General features: G+C 55.1%; 15 protein-coding genes and 1 other RNA gene. 7 read left to right on the top strand and 9 right to left on the bottom strand.

Annotation, left to right across the window (positions count from 1 at the left end; translation table 11 throughout):
• The first annotated feature begins 33 nt into the window (after positions 1-33).
• From ffs to recR, 5 genes are all read left to right on the top strand, one after another.
• An RNA gene (ffs, locus tag CJD38_RS05455) (signal recognition particle sRNA small type) lies at positions 34-130 on the top strand.
• A 133-nt stretch (positions 131-263) separates the two neighbouring features.
• Positions 264-1,481, top strand: a complete 1,218-nt coding sequence (locus CJD38_RS05450; RefSeq protein ID WP_107939305.1) for an iron-containing alcohol dehydrogenase — start codon at positions 264-266, stop codon at positions 1,479-1,481.
• Positions 1,482-1,625: 144 nt separating this feature from the next.
• Positions 1,626-3,272 (top strand): DNA polymerase III subunit gamma/tau, encoded by a 1,647-nt coding sequence (dnaX, locus tag CJD38_RS05445; protein WP_107939304.1) that lies wholly within the window; start codon positions 1,626-1,628, stop codon positions 3,270-3,272.
• A 21-nt stretch (positions 3,273-3,293) separates the two neighbouring features.
• Positions 3,294-3,617 carry a YbaB/EbfC family nucleoid-associated protein gene (locus CJD38_RS05440; RefSeq protein WP_107939303.1) on the top strand — a complete coding sequence of 108 codons (324 nt, stop codon included), beginning with the start codon at positions 3,294-3,296 and terminating at the stop codon, positions 3,615-3,617.
• Between the two features lie 10 nt (positions 3,618-3,627).
• On the top strand, positions 3,628-4,227 hold the full coding sequence (gene recR, locus CJD38_RS05435) for a recombination mediator RecR (protein WP_107939302.1): 600 nt from the start codon (positions 3,628-3,630) through the stop codon (positions 4,225-4,227).
• A gap of 40 nt (positions 4,228-4,267) precedes the next feature.
• On the opposite strand, the gene CJD38_RS05430 is transcribed toward recR, so the two are convergent.
• Both CJD38_RS05430 and CJD38_RS05425 read right to left on the bottom strand, forming a co-directional pair.
• The gene (locus CJD38_RS05430; protein WP_107939301.1) at positions 4,268-5,440 is read right to left on the bottom strand and encodes a serine hydrolase domain-containing protein; all 1,173 of its coding nucleotides are present in this window, start codon (positions 5,438-5,440) and stop codon (positions 4,268-4,270) included.
• Positions 5,441-5,528: 88 nt separating this feature from the next.
• Positions 5,529-7,019: a flavin-containing monooxygenase gene (locus tag CJD38_RS05425; protein ID WP_107939300.1), complete on the bottom strand. Its 1,491-nt coding sequence runs from the start codon at positions 7,017-7,019 to the stop codon at positions 5,529-5,531.
• Between the two features lie 119 nt (positions 7,020-7,138).
• Here CJD38_RS05425 and CJD38_RS05420 point away from each other — a divergent pair, with 119 nt between their 5' ends.
• A complete protein-coding gene (locus tag CJD38_RS05420) occupies positions 7,139-8,152 on the top strand; it encodes an AraC family transcriptional regulator (protein WP_107939299.1) in 1,014 nt (337 codons plus the stop codon).
• Here CJD38_RS05420 and CJD38_RS05415 read toward each other — a convergent pair.
• Positions 8,149-8,481 carry a 4a-hydroxytetrahydrobiopterin dehydratase gene (locus CJD38_RS05415; RefSeq protein ID WP_107939298.1) on the bottom strand — a complete coding sequence of 111 codons (333 nt, stop codon included), beginning with the start codon at positions 8,479-8,481 and terminating at the stop codon, positions 8,149-8,151. The genes CJD38_RS05420 and CJD38_RS05415 overlap by 4 nt on opposite strands.
• An 86-nt stretch (positions 8,482-8,567) precedes the next feature.
• Here CJD38_RS05415 and orn point away from each other — a divergent pair, with 86 nt between their 5' ends.
• On the top strand, positions 8,568-9,125 hold the full coding sequence (gene orn, locus CJD38_RS05410) for an oligoribonuclease (RefSeq protein WP_107939708.1): 558 nt from the start codon (positions 8,568-8,570) through the stop codon (positions 9,123-9,125).
• Here the strand turns inward: orn and CJD38_RS05405 are convergent.
• From CJD38_RS05405 to CJD38_RS05380, 6 genes are all read right to left on the bottom strand, one after another.
• Positions 9,116-10,441 carry an ATP-binding protein gene (locus tag CJD38_RS05405; protein ID WP_107939297.1) on the bottom strand — a complete coding sequence of 442 codons (1,326 nt, stop codon included), beginning with the start codon at positions 10,439-10,441 and terminating at the stop codon, positions 9,116-9,118. The two genes, orn and CJD38_RS05405, sit on opposite strands and share 10 nt — an antisense overlap.
• 21 nt (positions 10,442-10,462) lie before the next feature.
• Entirely contained in the window at positions 10,463-11,140 is a 678-nt protein-coding gene (locus CJD38_RS05400; protein WP_107939296.1) for a response regulator transcription factor, read from the bottom strand.
• 9 nt (positions 11,141-11,149) lie between these two features.
• Positions 11,150-11,425, bottom strand: coding sequence for a hypothetical protein (locus tag CJD38_RS05395; protein ID WP_107939295.1), 276 nt, complete (start codon positions 11,423-11,425; stop codon positions 11,150-11,152).
• A 23-nt stretch (positions 11,426-11,448) separates the two neighbouring features.
• The gene (locus tag CJD38_RS05390) at positions 11,449-11,985 is read right to left on the bottom strand and encodes a glycine zipper 2TM domain-containing protein (protein ID WP_107939294.1); all 537 of its coding nucleotides are present in this window, start codon (positions 11,983-11,985) and stop codon (positions 11,449-11,451) included.
• Between the two features lie 137 nt (positions 11,986-12,122).
• Positions 12,123-13,469, bottom strand: a complete 1,347-nt coding sequence (locus CJD38_RS05385) for a DUF1329 domain-containing protein (protein WP_107939293.1) — start codon at positions 13,467-13,469, stop codon at positions 12,123-12,125.
• A gap of 63 nt (positions 13,470-13,532) precedes the next feature.
• On the bottom strand, positions 13,533-15,914 hold the full coding sequence (locus tag CJD38_RS05380; RefSeq protein ID WP_161554172.1) for an efflux RND transporter permease subunit: 2,382 nt from the start codon (positions 15,912-15,914) through the stop codon (positions 13,533-13,535).
• Between the last annotated feature and the right edge of the window lie 140 nt (positions 15,915-16,054).

The raw sequence follows: 16,054 nt of genomic DNA, 5'->3' as shown, positions 1-16,054 counted from the left end.
GCCTAGCCCGAGCACATTTTTCTATGGTGGCCCGTGCCGGCCTCCCGCGACAGCAAGCCGTGAACCCCGCCAGGCCCGGAAGGGAGCAACGGTATCGGTGACGCTGGGTGCCGGGAGTAGCTGGTACGGGCTGCCTCCATTTTCGCCCCCTAAAAACACCGTACGCACCTTGCTTGCCAGTGCGGTGTTAGGCGACGACAATCGCGCCACAGGGCAGGCCCCGCGTAGGCGGCCCACACGTAATACACATCTGGGGAAGCCAAATGCCGCACTCACTCAAGGTTCTGATTTTTAAGATCTGGCAGTTCATTCTGTTTTGGAGCCAAAAGATCCTGATTTTCCGCACGCCGGAAATGTTTATCGGCCCAGGCTCCTCGTTGCAGCTCTGTGAGCACATCGCCAAGACCGGCGTGAAGAAAATCCTGATCGTCACCGACGGCATGTTGGTGAAGATTGGTTTGTTGAAGCCGATGCAGGAAAAGCTACAGCAACTCGGCATTGACGCAGTCGTTTATGACGGCGTGTTGCCCAATCCAACCATCGCGCAAATCGAGACGGGTTTGGCGATGCTGAAGAAAGAAAACTGCAAAGCGATCCTCGCGATTGGCGGTGGTTCTTCGATTGATGCAGCCAAAGTGATCGCTGCACGCGCGCGAAACCCGCATCCAATCACTTGGATGGCCGGCCTGATGCGCGTGATCATTCCACCTATGAAGCTCTACGCTGTGCCGACGACGGCTGGCACGGGTTCGGAAGTGACGATCGCTGCAGTTGTGTCGGATCCTTCTACCACGCGCAAATTCGCGATCATGGATACCGCGCTGGTGCCTAAGGGCGCTGCGCTGGATGGCGCGCTGATGACCGGCTTGCCTGCCAACATCACCGCTGCGACCGGCATGGATGCAATGACCCACGCGGTCGAAGCCTATATATCGCGCAACGCCACCAAGAAAACCGATCAGGAAGCACTCGATGCGGTGAAGCTGATCATGGAGAACCTCACCGAGGCCGTGAAGAACGGTAGCAACGTGACGGCTCGTCAGAACATGGCGGTTGCCTCATTCAAAGCGGGTGTGGCTTTCACGATTGCAGGTGTTGGCTATGTTCACGCCATCGCGCACAACTTCGGTGCTTACTACCACGTGCCGCATGGCCTCGCGAACGCGATCATCCTGCCGCGCGTGCTGGATTTCTCGAAGCCGAATTGCATCGCACGCCTCGCTAAGCTGGCAGAAGTCAGCGGTCTCAAGAAAGGCGGCGAGAGCGACGAGCAATTGGCCGATGCGTTCATCGCCAAGGTTCGTGCAATGAATGCGGATTACGGCATCCCGACGCAGGTCGACAAGCTGAAGGAATCCGATATTCCGGCGATCACGCTGAAGGCGCAGGATGAGACCTTCTGGTTCTATGCCGTGCCGCGCTATATGGATAACGCTACCTGCGAGAACTTCATTCGCCAGATGCTGCCTGTCGCCGCCTGAGGGCCGCCAAAACAAGCGTCGTAAGCGCTTGTTTGTAAGTCAATAAATATTTGTTGCTGTACTGAGGCCAGTAAACGCATGTTTTACTGGCCTCCTTCGTTCTAATCCGCGAAAATCAGTCTTTACTCCTGCCTCCGGAAATCCATGAGCTATCTCGCCCTTGCGCGTAAGTGGCGCCCACGCCGTTTTGAAGACGTCATGGGGCAGGGCCACGTCGTTAAAGCGCTGTCGCATGCGTTGGATCACGACAAGCTGCATCCTGCGATTCTGCTCACCGGCACGCGCGGCGTTGGTAAAACCACGCTCGCGCGCATCATCGCTAAGGGTCTCAACTGCGAGACCGGCGTCAGCGCGAATCCTTGCGGTGTGTGTAGCGCCTGTAAGGAAGTCGATGAAGGCCGCTTTGTCGATATGCTGGAAATCGATGCTGCGTCGAACACTGGCGTCGACAACGTTCGCGATCTGATCGATAACGCGCAGTACTCACCCGCGCGCGGTCGCTACAAGGTTTACCTGATCGACGAAGTTCACATGCTCAGCAAAGGTGCTTTCAACGCGCTGCTAAAAACGCTGGAAGAACCACCGCCGCACGTTAAATTTATTCTCGCGACCACTGATCCGCAGAAGCTGCCAGTGACGGTGCTGTCGCGTTGCTTGCAGTTCAATCTCAAGCGCCTCACCGTTGCGACTATCCGTGAGCAGCTTGGGCTGGTGTTACAGAACGAATCGTTGTCGTTTGAACAAGGCGCAATCACAGAACTCGCACGCGCTGCGGATGGTTCGATGCGCGATGGTCTCTCACTGCTTGATCAAGCCATCGCATTCTCTGGCGGCGCAGAACTCAAGCGCGCACCGATTGAAGAAATGCTCGGCACGGTTGGGCGTCAAACCTTGCTGGAAATTCTCGGCGCGCTGGCCAAGGGCGACACCGACACCTTGCTGGCTTGCATCCAACGTCTCGATGCACAAGCACCGGATTACGCCGCACTGCTCAATGATCTCGCTGCTGCGATTCAACGTCTGTCTGTTCTGCAACTATTGCCGAATGCGCAGAACGAAGATGATGAAGAAGCACTCATCGTACTCAAGCCGCTGATCGCGCCAGAAGATGTGCAGCTCTATTACCAGATCGCAGTGCTTGGTCGTCGCGATTTGCCGTACGCACCCGATCCACGTTTGGGTTTTGAAATGACGGTGCTGCGCATGCTCGCCTTCAAGCCAGACGATGGCACGCCAGTACGTGCCGCATCACCAGCGGCATCACGTACGACGAGTAGCGCGGGCGGCGTCAGCGCGGCTCCTGCAGTTGCTGAGGCGCCAGCAGTATTTGCGGCAGCGAAGCCAGCGCCTACTCGTGCACCAGAGCCAACGCTTGCACCCGTTGCAGCGCGCGTCGATTTGCCTGCGGATGCGTCTTGGGATGCACGCGTTGATGCGATGACACTGGATGGCCTGCCCAAGCAACTCGCACGCAACTGCGCGTGGGCAGGGCGTGATGGTGACGCCGTGCGTTTATCACTCGATCCGCGCGCCAAGCATTTGCTACACGATGACCGCCGCGCTGCAATTGAGCGCGCACTCTCGGCGCAGCTGGGCGTAACGATTCGTCTCACGATTGAACTGGCGATGGAAGAAGCCTTGGCGTCTCCTGCGCAGTTGGATCAACAGCGCGTCAGCGATCGTCAACGTGCTGCAGAAGCCGCGATTGAAGCTGATCCGGCTGTGCGTGCTTTCAAAGATATGTTTGGTGCGAGCGTTAAGCCGGGTTCAGTCCGGTCGCTCGACTCTTAAAATTTGTAAGGAGAGATTTAGATGAAAGGTGCACTCGGCCAAATGATGCAGCAGGCCCAGAAAATGCAGGAAAACCTCAAGCGCGCGCAGGAAGAAATTGCACGCACTGAGGTCACCGGTGAATCCGGCGCGGGCATGGTTAAAGTAACTTTGAGTGGCAAGCATCAGGCACGCAAAGTTGAGATTGCGCCAGACGCACTCAAAGAAGACAAAGAATTTTTGGAAGATCTGATTGCCGCCGCAATCAACGACGCTTCGCAGAAACTTGAAGCCGTAACGCAGCAGAAAATGTCTGCCGTGACTGGCGGCATGCAGCTGCCTCCAGGCATGAATCTGGGCTTCTAAGCAGAAAGAAGTGAGTACTTACTCTCCGCGTCTTACGCGCCTGATTGATGGCCTGCGCCGCTTACCCGGCGTGGGACCCAAGTCTGCGCAACGCATGGCGTTCCACTTGTTGGATCGTGATCGCGAAGGCGCAGCTTTTCTGGGCAAGACACTCGGTGAAGCGCTCGAAGGTATCGGCCGATGCAAAACATGTCGCATGTTTTGCGAAGACGATGCTTGCCGTTTCTGCACTCCAGCGCGCGTAAGCGCAGGCAGCATTTGCGTTGTTGAAGGGCCAGCAGATTTAATGGCCATCGAAGCCAGCACCGCATATCGCGGCCGCTACTTCGTATTGATGGGCCGCCTCTCGCCACTCGATGGCATCGGCCCACAAGAACTCGGTTTGGATTTGCTGAGCCAGCAACTGGCCAGCGGCGAAATCACGGAACTGATCATCGCCACCAACCCAACTGTAGAAGGCGAAGCCACCGCGTATTACCTAGCCGAAATGGCGCGCGGCGAGAACGTGAAAGTCACCCGCATCGCCCATGGTGTACCCATGGGCGGCGAGTTGGAATACGTTGATGGTGGCACGCTGTCGCATGCATTGAGCGGACGACAGCCGCTTTAATCACGCACCCAACACGCACTGCATGTTGGGTGCGCTGTTATTACGCCTTCAAGCAGTGATAAACCGTACCTTCAAACTGGAAGAACAACGGCATCGATTTGATGTCAGCGAACGGCAGGATCTGCGTCATGTAGACGCCGCCGATGCCGGTGCTTGGATCAATCCAGTAATACGCATTCGTCAAACCGGCCCACATCAAGCTGCCCGCAGCGCGGCCGGTGGGGAAGGTTTTGGTGTTGATCATGTGTGCCAGACCCCATTTGTGTGGGATGTCTGGTGGCAGTGGCATGTCGTTGGAGAGGCCGGGGTTAATGCTCTTCACTGATGGCACATTCAGATCGCCCATGTGATTGGTCGATAGCAGGGCTACGGTTTCTTCTTTCAACACGCGGCCGTTATCGCCTGCGCCTTTGTTGAGAATCATGCGAATGATCTTGATGTAGTCGCCCATCGTGCCGTACAGGCCGGCACCGCCCATTCCAAACTCGGGTGGTTGTGGCAATTCCAAATCAATCGGGATCAATTCGTTCGCTGGGCCGCGTGCGTGAATCTTGGCTTTGCGTTCGCGCATGGAGGGTGTCATCACAAATGCGGTGTCGGTGATGCCGAGTGGAGCAAAGATATTCTTTGCAAAGTATTCGCCGAGTTTCAGGCCGCTGACGGCTTCAACAATTTGTCCGACCCAGTCGAGACTCGTGCCGTATTCCCAGCGTTCGCCGGGATCAAACATCAAGGGCACTTTGAGCATTGCCAGTTCGCCGCTCAGTGCGCTGGGTGTACCAGTGGCAGCCTGATATTTTGGAATCGCTTCGTTGAGAAATTCGTAGCCGAAGCCAGAGGTGTGCGTGAGCAGATGACGCAGCGTAACTGCACGTTTCGGCGCGCGTGTACGTGGCTTGCCATCAGCATCAAAGCCTTCGAGTACTTGAATCTCGCCAAGCGCAGGCAGCCATTTAGAAGCAGGGCTTTCGAGATCGACTTTGCCTTGCTCCAGCAATTGCAGTGCTGCAATGGAGGTGACGGCTTTGGTCATCGATGCAATCAGACCAACCGTGTCCAGCGTCATTGCCGCATCGCTATCGAGTGAGCGCTTGCCGAATGCGCCTTGATAGATCGTGCCTTTTGCATCCGTCACCATCGCAACAACGCCAGGCACATCGCCTGCATCCGTCGCATTGCGCAGCAAACCGTCTAGGTGTTCTTTGAGAGACATTTGATTTCCTTCATTTATAAAAAAACCCGCTCGACGTTTTCGTTTTTTGCGAAATCGTCGAGCAGGTATTCGGGGTCAGCAGGCTTTTTTAAGCTGCGAGGGCGGCTGTAGCTGTCGCTTGTATTCTTGGTGGTGTGTATTCCAGGAAGCCGTCATTGACCGGATCTTCCAACAACATCTTTGTGTCCTTGCCGTAGTGGTGCAGAACGCGCCATGGCAGGTTGCGACCTTGGCGTGGCAGTTGTGACTTGCCGCGCTGTACATAGCCAGAGCCGAGTGAGCCGAGGATGGTGTCGTCTTCCATCTCGCCAGCAGGTGCACGTGGGACGGCAACAGCCATGCCCTTGGCATCCATGTCTTTGAGCAGACGACAGATGTAAGTCGCAGCGATGTCAGCCTTCAGCGTCCACGAAGCATTGGTGTAGCCAATGATCCAAGCCATGTTCGGGATGTCCTGCATCAGTGTGCCTTTGTAGGTCATGCCGGTGCTCAATGGACGCGCTTGTTTGTCGACGCTCAACTGCGCGCCGCCGAGTACCTGAACCTGCAAACCCGTCGCCGTGATGATGATGTCGGCATCCAACTGCTTGCCTGACTTTAGCTTGAGACCTGTCTCGTTAAACGTTTCGATGTGATCCGTTACAACGCTGGCTTTGCCTTCGCGAATTGCTTTGAACAAATCGCCATCTGGCACTGCGCAAAGGCGCTCATCCCAAGGCATATAGCGTGGAGTGAAGTGCGTCATATCGGCATTCGGGCCGAGTTGTTTCTTCACGCTGCTGAGCAAGAATGCGCGTGCTTTTTCTGGCCAGCGTTTGGAGGCTAAATACATACAGCGCTGTACGAGAATGTTGCGCTTGCGTGCCATGCCAAACACCCAGCTCTTCGGCAGGAATTTCATCAGCACGTTGGAGACGGCATCGAAATCTGGCAGCGAGAACACATAGCTTGGTGATCGCTGCAGCATCGTCACGTGCGCCGCTTTGTCGGCCATCGAAGGCACGACAGTAACAGCGGTTGCGCCGCTGCCGATTACGACAACGCGCTTGCCGGTGTAGTCCAGATCTTTCGGCCAGAACTGCGGATGAATGCGCTGACCTTTGTAGCTGTCCATGCCAGGGAAATCGGGCAGGTAGCCTTGATCGTAGTTGTAGTAACCGGTGGCGCCGACAAGGAACTTAGCCTTGTAGGTTTTCACTTCGCCGGTGGCTTCGTGCGTCGCGGTCACCGTCCACAGCTGTTCGCTGCTGGACCAGTCCATCGACGTGGTCTTGAGGCCAAACTGCACTTTCTTGTCGATGCCATATTCTTTGGCGGTGTCATTGATGTACTGCCACAGCGACTTGCCGTCAGCCATCACTTTGAGGCGATCCCAAAGGCGGAACTTGAAGCAGAAGCTGATCATGTCTGTATCTGAGCGGATGCCGGGGTACTGGAATAAATCCCAGGTGCCGCCGATGCGCTCACGGCGCTCAAGGATGCCGACTTTCTTAGTTGGGCATTCGCGGGCCAGATGACAGGCCGTGCCTACACCGGACAGGCCGGCGCCAATGATCAAAACGTCATACGTTTGGTTCACAAAAATCTCCTCATCTAATGACTGCCCGTAATGGTCGGGCTTATTCCACGGTGTCCACTTTGCCCATGTGCAACAGCACAAACTTGACAATACGAGACAAAGAATTGATTTTATGAGACATGACAGCCATGGTCCGGGCCAGTGGGGTACGCGGTTACGAAACGCTGATGCGCAAGCTCGGCGCGGACCCGCTTGTGTTGCTGCGTCGCTACCGCATCTCGCCGGAAGCTTTGCAAGACGATGAAGCCCTGCTGCCCATACGCTCCGTCGTTCACCTGTTTGAAGCCAGTGCCACTGTCACGCAATGCCCGGACTTTGGACTGAGATTGGCCGAGGAGCAAGATATTTCCGTGCTCGGGCCTGTGGCCATTGCGATGCAAAACGCACTGACGGTGGCGGATGCCGTCGAAATTTTCTCGCGGTATTTATTTGTACATAGCCCGAGCATGTCTTTGAGCGTGCATCCGCGCAGTCAGTTAGTAAAAGACGCAGTCGAAGTGCGTTTTGAATTGCAGTTGCCGGGGCAGACCTCGCTGCGTCAAACCATGGATGTTTGTTTGGCCGATGTGCATCGCATCATCATGTTTCTCGCAGGCAATCGCAGTGGTTTGCTTGCTGTAGCTTTGCCGCATACGCCGCTTGCACCAGTGAATGTGTATCGCCGATTTTTTGGCGCGCCGGTGCATGTCGAGCAGGCGCACGGTGGTTTGCATATTGCGCGTTCAACGTTTGAGCAGAATTTGCAGGGCGTTAATCAAGCGCTGCAGAAGATTGCCGTGGATTATCTGGCACTCAATTTTGGAAATCCGGGCCAGACGGTCGCCATGCGTGTGCGTCATGCATTGCAACGTACGCTGGGCACGCCGCAAGGTGGCAAGTCGGAAGTGGCGTCGATGTTGGGCATGCATCCGCGCACGCTACAACGTCATCTCACTGCAGAGAACACCAGCTTTGAAGCGCTACGTGAAATTATTCAGAAAGAAATGGCGATGCGTTATCTCTGCGAAACGCGCATTCCCCTGAGCCAGCTTGCGGGTTTATTGGGCTATGCCGAGCAGTCGGTGTTCACACGCGCTTGTCGCCGCTGGTTTGATCAAACGCCATCTGCATTGAGAAAGCGCTCCGCGCATTAAAGCAAGGTATCAACCTTGGCAGCGCAGATAAAATCATTGTCCGACAGACCGTTGATCGAGTGCGTCCACCACGTGATCGTGCAGGTTTTATAGCCAAAGCTGATGTCGGGATGATGGTCTTCACGATGTGCGATATAGACCGCCGCATTCACAAAAGCGGTGGTGTGGTAATAGTTGCGGAAGTTGAAAGTGGCTTGTACCGCTTTGCCATCATTAACGAGCTGCCACTCGTTGCGCAGATTCTTCATCAGCTCAGTTGCGCTGGCCAGATCGTGAGGTTTAACGCCACCTTCGCAGGGGATGCAGCGTCGCTGGGCGAGTTCAGTCATGAGGTTCGTCCTGTAAAATGTACGGCGCCTTTGCGTGGGGCGCTCAATTCCCGCACGATACCAGCATTCAACTAGTAGTTCATGACATGACCGCCAACGCAACAAATCTGATTTGGATTGACCTCGAGATGACCGGCCTCGTGCCTGAAGTTCATCGCATCATTGAAATGGCGGTGGTGATCACCGACCAACATCTCAATGTATTGGCAGAAGGCCCGGTGATTGCTGTGCATCAGTCGGTGAACGATCTGGCAGCGATGGATTCATGGAACACCAATCAGCACGGCCGCTCCGGCCTCACGCAACGTGTACGTGATAGCGTGATTACGGATGCGGAAGCCGAAGCAGAGATGCTGGCGTTTCTGAAAGAGTGGGTGCCTGCGGGCAAATCACCGATGTGCGGAAATTCGATCTGTCAGGATCGTCGCTTCCTCGCGCGCTGGATGCCGAAGCTGGAAAAACATTTCCACTATCGCAATCTGGATGTCAGCACGCTTAAAGAACTTTGCGGCCGTTGGACGCCTGAAATTGCAAAGGGTTTTAGCAAGCACTCAACGCATCTGGCCTTGGATGATGTGCGCGATTCCATTGCAGAACTGCGCTACTACCGCGAACACTTCCTGCGCGTTCCAGCTCAAGCCTGAAATTGAATTAAGACGCGTCCGCCACCGAGCGGGCCGCGTTGCAGTTCAATCTTGCCGTCGTAAACACCAATCAGATCATTCACTGCGGCCAAGCCTATGCCTTGGCCTGGCGTCTGATTGTCTGCGCGCACGCCACGCTGCAACAAGTTTTCGGCGTTCTCTGGAAAGCCCGGGCCATCGTCATCAATGATCAGCTCCACATTGCGACGTGAGAGATTGGCACTGATTTGCACGCGTGATTTGCACCACTTGGCGGCGTTGTCGAGCAGGTTGCCGATCAATTCATAGAGATCACCTTCGTCTGCGCGCACACGCAGGGTGGGCTCTATGTTGATGCTAAATTTGATGTTCTTGTCTGCGTAAACCTTCTGCAGCGCGCCAGAAATTTTCTCGGCCAGGGGGCGCATCGCAACAGGTCCAGACAAAGTACGACGTCCTGCAGTTGCAGCTTTGCGCAGTTGGTAATCGGTGATGGCTTGAATGCGTGACAAGGGCTCGCGAAGTTTTCCGCGTAGGTTTGTATCTTTGACGTCTTCGTCGGTGACGCCGTGCAATACCGCCAGCGGCGTCTTCAAGCTATGCGCTAGATCACCGAGTGCATTGCGATAGCGAGTCTGCTGATTGCGCTCAGACTGAATCATGCTGTTGAGTGCATCAGTCAGTGGCGTCAGCTCGCTGGGATACGTCGCTTCAATATTTCCTTGTTGATCGGTTTCAATGTTGTGCAGCTCCTTGGTCAGTTTGCGTAGCGGCGTCAGACTCCAACGCAGCACGAGCAATTGCACAGCAAGCAGACCTAGCGCAGCGCCACCCAACCAGCCCCACAGCGTGCGGCGATAGGTTCGCAGCTGCGCTTTGAAAGATGCATTGTTTTCGATGATCAGCAAGGTGTAACGACGCGGCGCGTCGGCGCGGTCAAGCCATCGCAAACCGAAGGTCAGCGAAAACCAATCACCTTGTTCCTGGAATCTCCAAGTGCCGACTTCCTGCGGCGCAAGCGTCAGAGGCCAATCATCCGCCAAGCTCGGTGATCCCCAAATCAAACCGCCGCGATCATTGACGATTGCTGCTTGCAAGCCTGATTGCGGGCTGGCCAAACGTGGATCAGGCAAACGTGTTTCGGGGATGCCCAGATCGCCGTTGTCATTGGCTTCTGCAGCGCCGAGCAAGGCATAGGCCAAGCCTTGCAGCTTGTCTTCTTCAGCTTGTAATGCGCTGCTATTAAATGCCTGCTCCAAGCCAGCGCCGCACAACGCGATGAACGCGGTGAGCACCAAGGACGCGGCAAAAAGTTGGCGTGCGCGTAGAGAGGTCATGCGCTTGCGCGGGGCAGGGCGCTATTCGCGCGGCAGGTCCCAACGGTAGCCCTGTCCACGCAGCGTGGTGATCGGGCTGAGCGTGCTGTCAGGATCAAGTTTCGAGCGCAGGCGCTTGATGAAGACTTCGATGACATTGCTGTCACGCTCTTCGTCTTCGGTGTAGAGATGTTCTGTCAGTTCGGTTTTGGAAATGACCTTGCCCGCGTGCGTGAGCAAATATTCGAGCACACGGTATTCAAAGCTGGTGAGGTCAACGTTCTTTTCAGAAACCGATACGCTCTTGGCGGTGGTATCCAAAGAGATCGGGCCAGAGTTCAGCGTGGCCTGTGACCAGCCGCCGGAGCGACGCAGCAGCGCACGCGTGCGCGCTAGCAGTTCTTCTTTGTGAAAAGGCTTGACCAAATAGTCGTCAGCGCCTGCTTCCAGACCTTCGACTTTGCTCTGCCAGCCATCACGCGCGGTGAGAATCAGAACGGGAAAACTGCGACCAGCTTTTCGGGCCTTGCGAATGATTTCGATGCCGGAGGTTTTCGGCAGGCCAAGATCAATGATGGCGATATCGATTGGATATTCTTCGGCCATGTACAGGCCTTGTTCGCCGTCAGCGGCGACATCCACAGCGAAGCCTTCATCTTCCAGAATTTTTGTGACCTGCGCGCGTAATGCGGCATCGTCTTCAATTACCAATGCGCGCATGGGCTGCCTTTAGTCTGCTGGAACAAAAACAATATTGACGTCGCCACGCTGGAGTAGCTTGACGCGATAGCCGGTGCCGGTGGGTTCTACAGCAAGCACTTTGCCGCCACCGTTATTTCGCTGTGCTTTCGCAGCAGCTTCGCTAGGTGACATGCGTCCGGCAGAAGGACGTTGTTGTTCCTCTCGGTCGTCATCACGGCGGTGGCCGCGGCCGGGATCAGCAAAGGCGGACTGGAAAACCAGTCCGCCTAACAGAACCACCAAAATGTAACGCCGAGTGCGCATGGTTCTAGTTTAGTGCGAGTGCGTTAATAACGCACTGGTTGCACGCTCACGTTAACCGCAATGCGACGGCCTGGGTCATAAGGCAGGCGCGTGTTGTAGAGCTGGCCGCCGTAGTTATACGTCACGTCATAACCGTCAACGCGCTGTTCGGTGCGGTAATGATTGACGACATCGCAACGCTGCTCATAACTCACGCGCTCATTCGGGCCTTGGTACTGATTGCCGGACTGACTACCAATGCCGGCGCCAACAACGGCACCCGCAGCGGTTGCAACATCACGACCATGGCCGCCACCAAACTGGTGACCAATCACGCCGCCGATGATGCCGCCGAGAATCGTGCCGGCCGGATTGCTGCTGACGCGAGCCGGTTCGCGGTAGACCACGCGTTCATCGCGGCAGACGCGCTCTGGCTCGGAAATTTGAACTTGGCTGTAAAGCGGACGGCTGCTGACGACCTGGGCATACACGGTGCCGTCACGACCCGCTAAAGCCGGGGTGGCAGCGGTAATGGCCATCAGGCCGGTCATGAGGGTGGTGGTCAAAGTCAGTTTGTTCATTTGCCTGCTCCTTGGGCTTAACCCGCCTTTGCGGGATGTATGCAGATTACGCACCCAAGCTGAATTAGGACTGAATATGTTTGTAAAGAAAACCGCCAACGATGAACGTCGGCGGTTGGTGGTTTGAAAGGTAGGTTTTACCGGGTTTCGGCGAACTTTTTAAGCGTCGCCGGGGTGAAATAGTCGCGCTTGGCTTCCCAGTCGTAATCCACCATTTTCTTTTCTTCGTTGGTCATGTTGATAACGACGTAACGACGCGATTGCAGGTCGTAATGAACTTGCACGCCATTCACCACTACAGGCACATTGGCGAAGGCAATCGCGTGTGATTCGGCGGTGCGCCAGAACTGGTTACGCTCGTCATACATGTCTTGTAGCAACACAATCCAACTATCTTCGTCGATGTAGAACGTGCGCTTTTTGTAGCGGTGGTTCACGCCTTGTTTGACCTGCGCTTCAATCACCCAAACGCGATGCAGTTCGTAGCGCGCCAGATCCTGATTGATGTGGCCTTGCTTAACGATGTCTTTGTATTTGATCTTGTCGCTGTAGAGCATGTAGCTGTTGTAGGGCACCAGCATTTCTTTCTTGCCGAGCAGCTTGATGGTGTAGCGATCCAGCGGCCCGTTGAACATGTCGATCTGGTCATGCGTCATCAGGCCATCGAATAGCGGATTGTCATAGCCGACTTCGCCAATGCGACGCACGCGACCAACGCCCGGGCTGAAGAACCAAACGCCGGTTTGATCCTTCATGCGATCAATTGGTACGTGGAGCAAATGCGCTTCGCCAGCGAGGTTTGGCGGTGCGATGGTTTTGGTCAGCGCATAAAGGTTCATGCCCTTCATGTTGTCGAGCGTGGTCTTGGGGTTGTTGTAGACGTAAGACAGTTCGAAGTAGTCGCGCTGAACGACATACGAGCCATCAGCTTGCGTGGCGGCAGCATCGACAAATCCGCGGAAGCCTTTGGTGTTGTAACGCATGATGTGATTCCACATCACCTCGGTGCCGTTCTTGGGAATCGGGAATGGATAGCCACTGGTCGTGCAGCAAAAACCGTAACCGTTGTTGGTCAGCTCAACCGTCGTCGCATTCTTTTTGCTGGCGTCATAAAACCACTGCGGGTACGAAGCGCTGCGGCGCGTCGGATACACATTCATCTTGTAATCGGGATAGGTCTTGAACAGATTTTTGTAACCTTCCGTCAGCACGTCTTTGTACTTATCGACCGTCGAAGCGGTGATGGTGTACAGCGGTTTATCCGCAGCGAAGGGATTGGAGCCGCGCGGCATGTCTTTTTGCGGCAGGCCGCCTTCCCATTTGGGAATCGTGCCGGCTTTGTTGGCGGCGGCTTCTGCGCCGATGGGCGTCAGTTCTTGGCCTAGCTTGGCCGCTTCGTCAGGCGAGACTTTAGCGCTGACGATTGCGGGGACCAGAAGCAAGAATGTGCAAATATATTTACTTATATTGTTTTTGGTATTCATTAGTAACACTCAAGTTCTGTATTCGTACTGAGCGCGAGCTCCCGAATTGGGGAGCGTCGCTACTTAAGACTTTTGCGCGGTGACAACGTTCGGTTCTGGGTTCGGTTCGGGCGTTTTGTCCTGCCGCACCATGATCCACGCCAGCGCGGGCAGCAACAGCACTGCGCCAAACAAATTGGTGGTGAACATGAACAACAGCAACATGCCCATGTCAGCTTGGAACTGCAGATCCGAGAACAGCCACGTGAAGACGGCAACAATCAGGGATAGCGATGTAAACACCACGGCCTTGCCGGTATGACGCAAGGCTTGGAAATAAGCCTCGCGCAGCGGCATGCCTTGCTTTAAATAGATCGCCAGCACACTCCATAAATAGATGCCGTCATCAACGCCAATGCCGACGCCAAATGCAGCGACCGGCAGCGTCGCCGCTTTCATGCCAATACCAATCGTCGCCATGCCGCCATAGGTGAGTAAGGAGCACAGCACCAGCGGCGCAATGATGCAGACCACTGCAGCTAGTGAGCGGAAAGAAATCCATACAAAGATCAGCAGTGTCAGGTGAACCCAAACAATCACCACAATCTCACGCGCTTTGATCTCAGCGTTGGTTGCGGCCATCACACCAACGTTGCCGGAGGCCAGTGCAAAATTCACGCCGTCAGTTTTGTTATCGGCATTAAATTTTTCTGCTGCTGCAATGATGCGGCTAATGGTTTCGGCACGATGATCTTGCGTGAAGATCAAGATTGGCATCACCGAGCAATCCGGATTCTGCAAGCCAGCAGAGGAGGGCACGGGCCCGATGATGTGTGCGAGTCCACCTTGATTGCGTGGCAGTACGTACCAATCCGGTGAGCCTTCATGCACGGCAACGTTCAGCGATTTGGCGATGGTGGGCAGCGAGATCACCGACAGCACGCCTTCCGTGTTTTGCATATGCCATGCAAAGCGATCTATCACAGCCATCGTGTCGTGATTGACGCAGCCATAGGGTTTGCCTTCAGCAATAACCTTCAGCAGATCAACGCCAATCACAAAATTTTGCGCGATGGCCCGCGAGTCCTGGTTGTAGCGACTGTCTTGGCGCAGCTCAGGCACGCCAATTTGTTGATCGCCGATGATCAGCTTCGGATACATCCAGATTGCCCACGCCAGCGCGAGTAGGGCGATACCTAAAGTTGGCAGTGCAAATTTAGGTGTGCTGAACTTTGCGACGTGACGCCAGAGTTTGTCGCCGAGATCTTGGCGCAGTTTCTGCCGTTCGCGGAATTTAGCGGCGTCTTCCAGTTTCACCCACGTCAGCACGATGGGCAGCATCACTTTGTTGGTGATGATGACAGCCGTCATGCCGAGCGCAGCGTTGATCGCCATCTCTTGCACAATCTCAATCTGGATAAACGTCAGCGTCGCAAAGCCAATCACGTTGGTGATGATGGCAACGCTGCCGGGAATAAATAGGCGACGGAATGTTTCGACCGAAGCCTCATAAGGCGTGCGCTCGTTCACCGCGACTTCATTGCCCCAGCCATTGATGTACTGCACGCCGTGCGAGACGCCAATCGAGAGAATTAAGAACGGCACCAGAATCGCAAAAGGATCGAGTCCAAAGCCTGCCAGTTTGAGCAAGCCCAGCTCCCATATCACCGCGGTAATCGCTGCAGAAAGTGGCAGCAGCGAGAGTCGCAACGAGCCGCAGAACAACCACAGCAAGCCCAGCGTCAGTACTAGAGCAATAACAAAGAATCCAACCACTTCAACGCTGGCATCGGTGACGTCGCCAACGACTTTGGCAAAGCCAATGATGCGGATGTCGACGCCTGCATCCTGGAACTTACTGCGAATGTCCTCCATCTGCTGCGCGACTTTGCGATAGTCGAGTCGCTCGCCAGTGCTGGGATCATGCTCCAGCAATTCAGCCGTGATCAGTGCGCCGCGTTGATCGCCGGAAACCAGTCGACCAATCACGCCCGCTTTACCGACGTTGGCGCGGATCAGATTGAATGTTTCTGGGCTGGGTGAGTAATTGCGTGGAATAACATCGCCACCCGCAAAGCCATCTTCAACAATCTCAACGTAGCGCACGCCAGGCGTGAAAAGTGATTGCACGCGAGAGCGATCAACGCCGGGGAGAAAGAAAACTTCGTCAGTGACTTTCTTCAGCTTGTCGAGAAAGTGTTCGTTATAGATGTCTTTCTGCCGATCTTTTTGAATCAGAGCAATCGAGATCAGATTGGCGCCGCCAAAAGCCTTCTCGTACTTTTTGAAGACCTGCATGAACGGGTGATCAAGCGGGATCTGCTTTTCGTAACCCGCGTCAGGTTTAAGGCCCAGTGCTGCAATGAACAGACCAATCGTAGCCAACATCAGCAAACCAAACGTCAGCCAACGCTTGGCATAAACCAGCGGAATGACGCCGTTCAAAATTTTGTCAGCAGTCGCCACACAACCTCCACGCAATTTAACGGCGCTCTGAGTCGGGCATATTCGAGCGCTCTTTATAGCCAGCATTCTGAGTGAATTACCGCAGCCGTGCCACGATATAGCCGTAAACGCAGCTTACGCGCAGAATATGTCGCTATAGC

The sequence above is a fragment of the Stenotrophobium rhamnosiphilum genome, assembly GCF_003052265.1.
Taxonomy (GTDB): Bacteria; Pseudomonadota; Gammaproteobacteria; order Nevskiales; family Nevskiaceae; genus Stenotrophobium; species Stenotrophobium rhamnosiphilum.
This window is presented reverse-complemented; position numbering and strand designations above follow the sequence as displayed.

Bases quoted from the DNA above. Each gene is read 5' to 3' on its own strand.
- CJD38_RS05420 (WP_107939299.1), top strand. From the start codon at position 7,139: ATGACAGCCATGGTCCGGGCCAGTGGGGTACGCGGTTACGAAACGCTG.
- CJD38_RS05395 (WP_107939295.1), bottom strand. From the start codon at position 11,425: ATGCGCACTCGGCGTTACATTTTGGTGGTTCTGTTAGGCGGACTGGTT.
- CJD38_RS05405 (WP_107939297.1), bottom strand. From the start codon at position 10,441: ATGACCTCTCTACGCGCACGCCAACTTTTTGCCGCGTCCTTGGTGCTC.
- CJD38_RS05430 (WP_107939301.1), bottom strand. From the start codon at position 5,440: ATGTCTCTCAAAGAACACCTAGACGGTTTGCTGCGCAATGCGACGGAT.
- CJD38_RS05450 (WP_107939305.1), top strand. From the start codon at position 264: ATGCCGCACTCACTCAAGGTTCTGATTTTTAAGATCTGGCAGTTCATT.
- CJD38_RS05400 (WP_107939296.1), bottom strand. From the start codon at position 11,140: ATGCGCGCATTGGTAATTGAAGACGATGCCGCATTACGCGCGCAGGTC.
- CJD38_RS05415 (WP_107939298.1), bottom strand. From the start codon at position 8,481: ATGACTGAACTCGCCCAGCGACGCTGCATCCCCTGCGAAGGTGGCGTT.
- dnaX (WP_107939304.1), top strand. From the start codon at position 1,626: ATGAGCTATCTCGCCCTTGCGCGTAAGTGGCGCCCACGCCGTTTTGAA.
- orn (WP_107939708.1), top strand. From the start codon at position 8,568: ATGACCGCCAACGCAACAAATCTGATTTGGATTGACCTCGAGATGACC.
- CJD38_RS05390 (WP_107939294.1), bottom strand. From the start codon at position 11,985: ATGAACAAACTGACTTTGACCACCACCCTCATGACCGGCCTGATGGCC.
- CJD38_RS05440 (WP_107939303.1), top strand. From the start codon at position 3,294: ATGAAAGGTGCACTCGGCCAAATGATGCAGCAGGCCCAGAAAATGCAG.
- CJD38_RS05385 (WP_107939293.1), bottom strand. From the start codon at position 13,469: ATGAATACCAAAAACAATATAAGTAAATATATTTGCACATTCTTGCTT.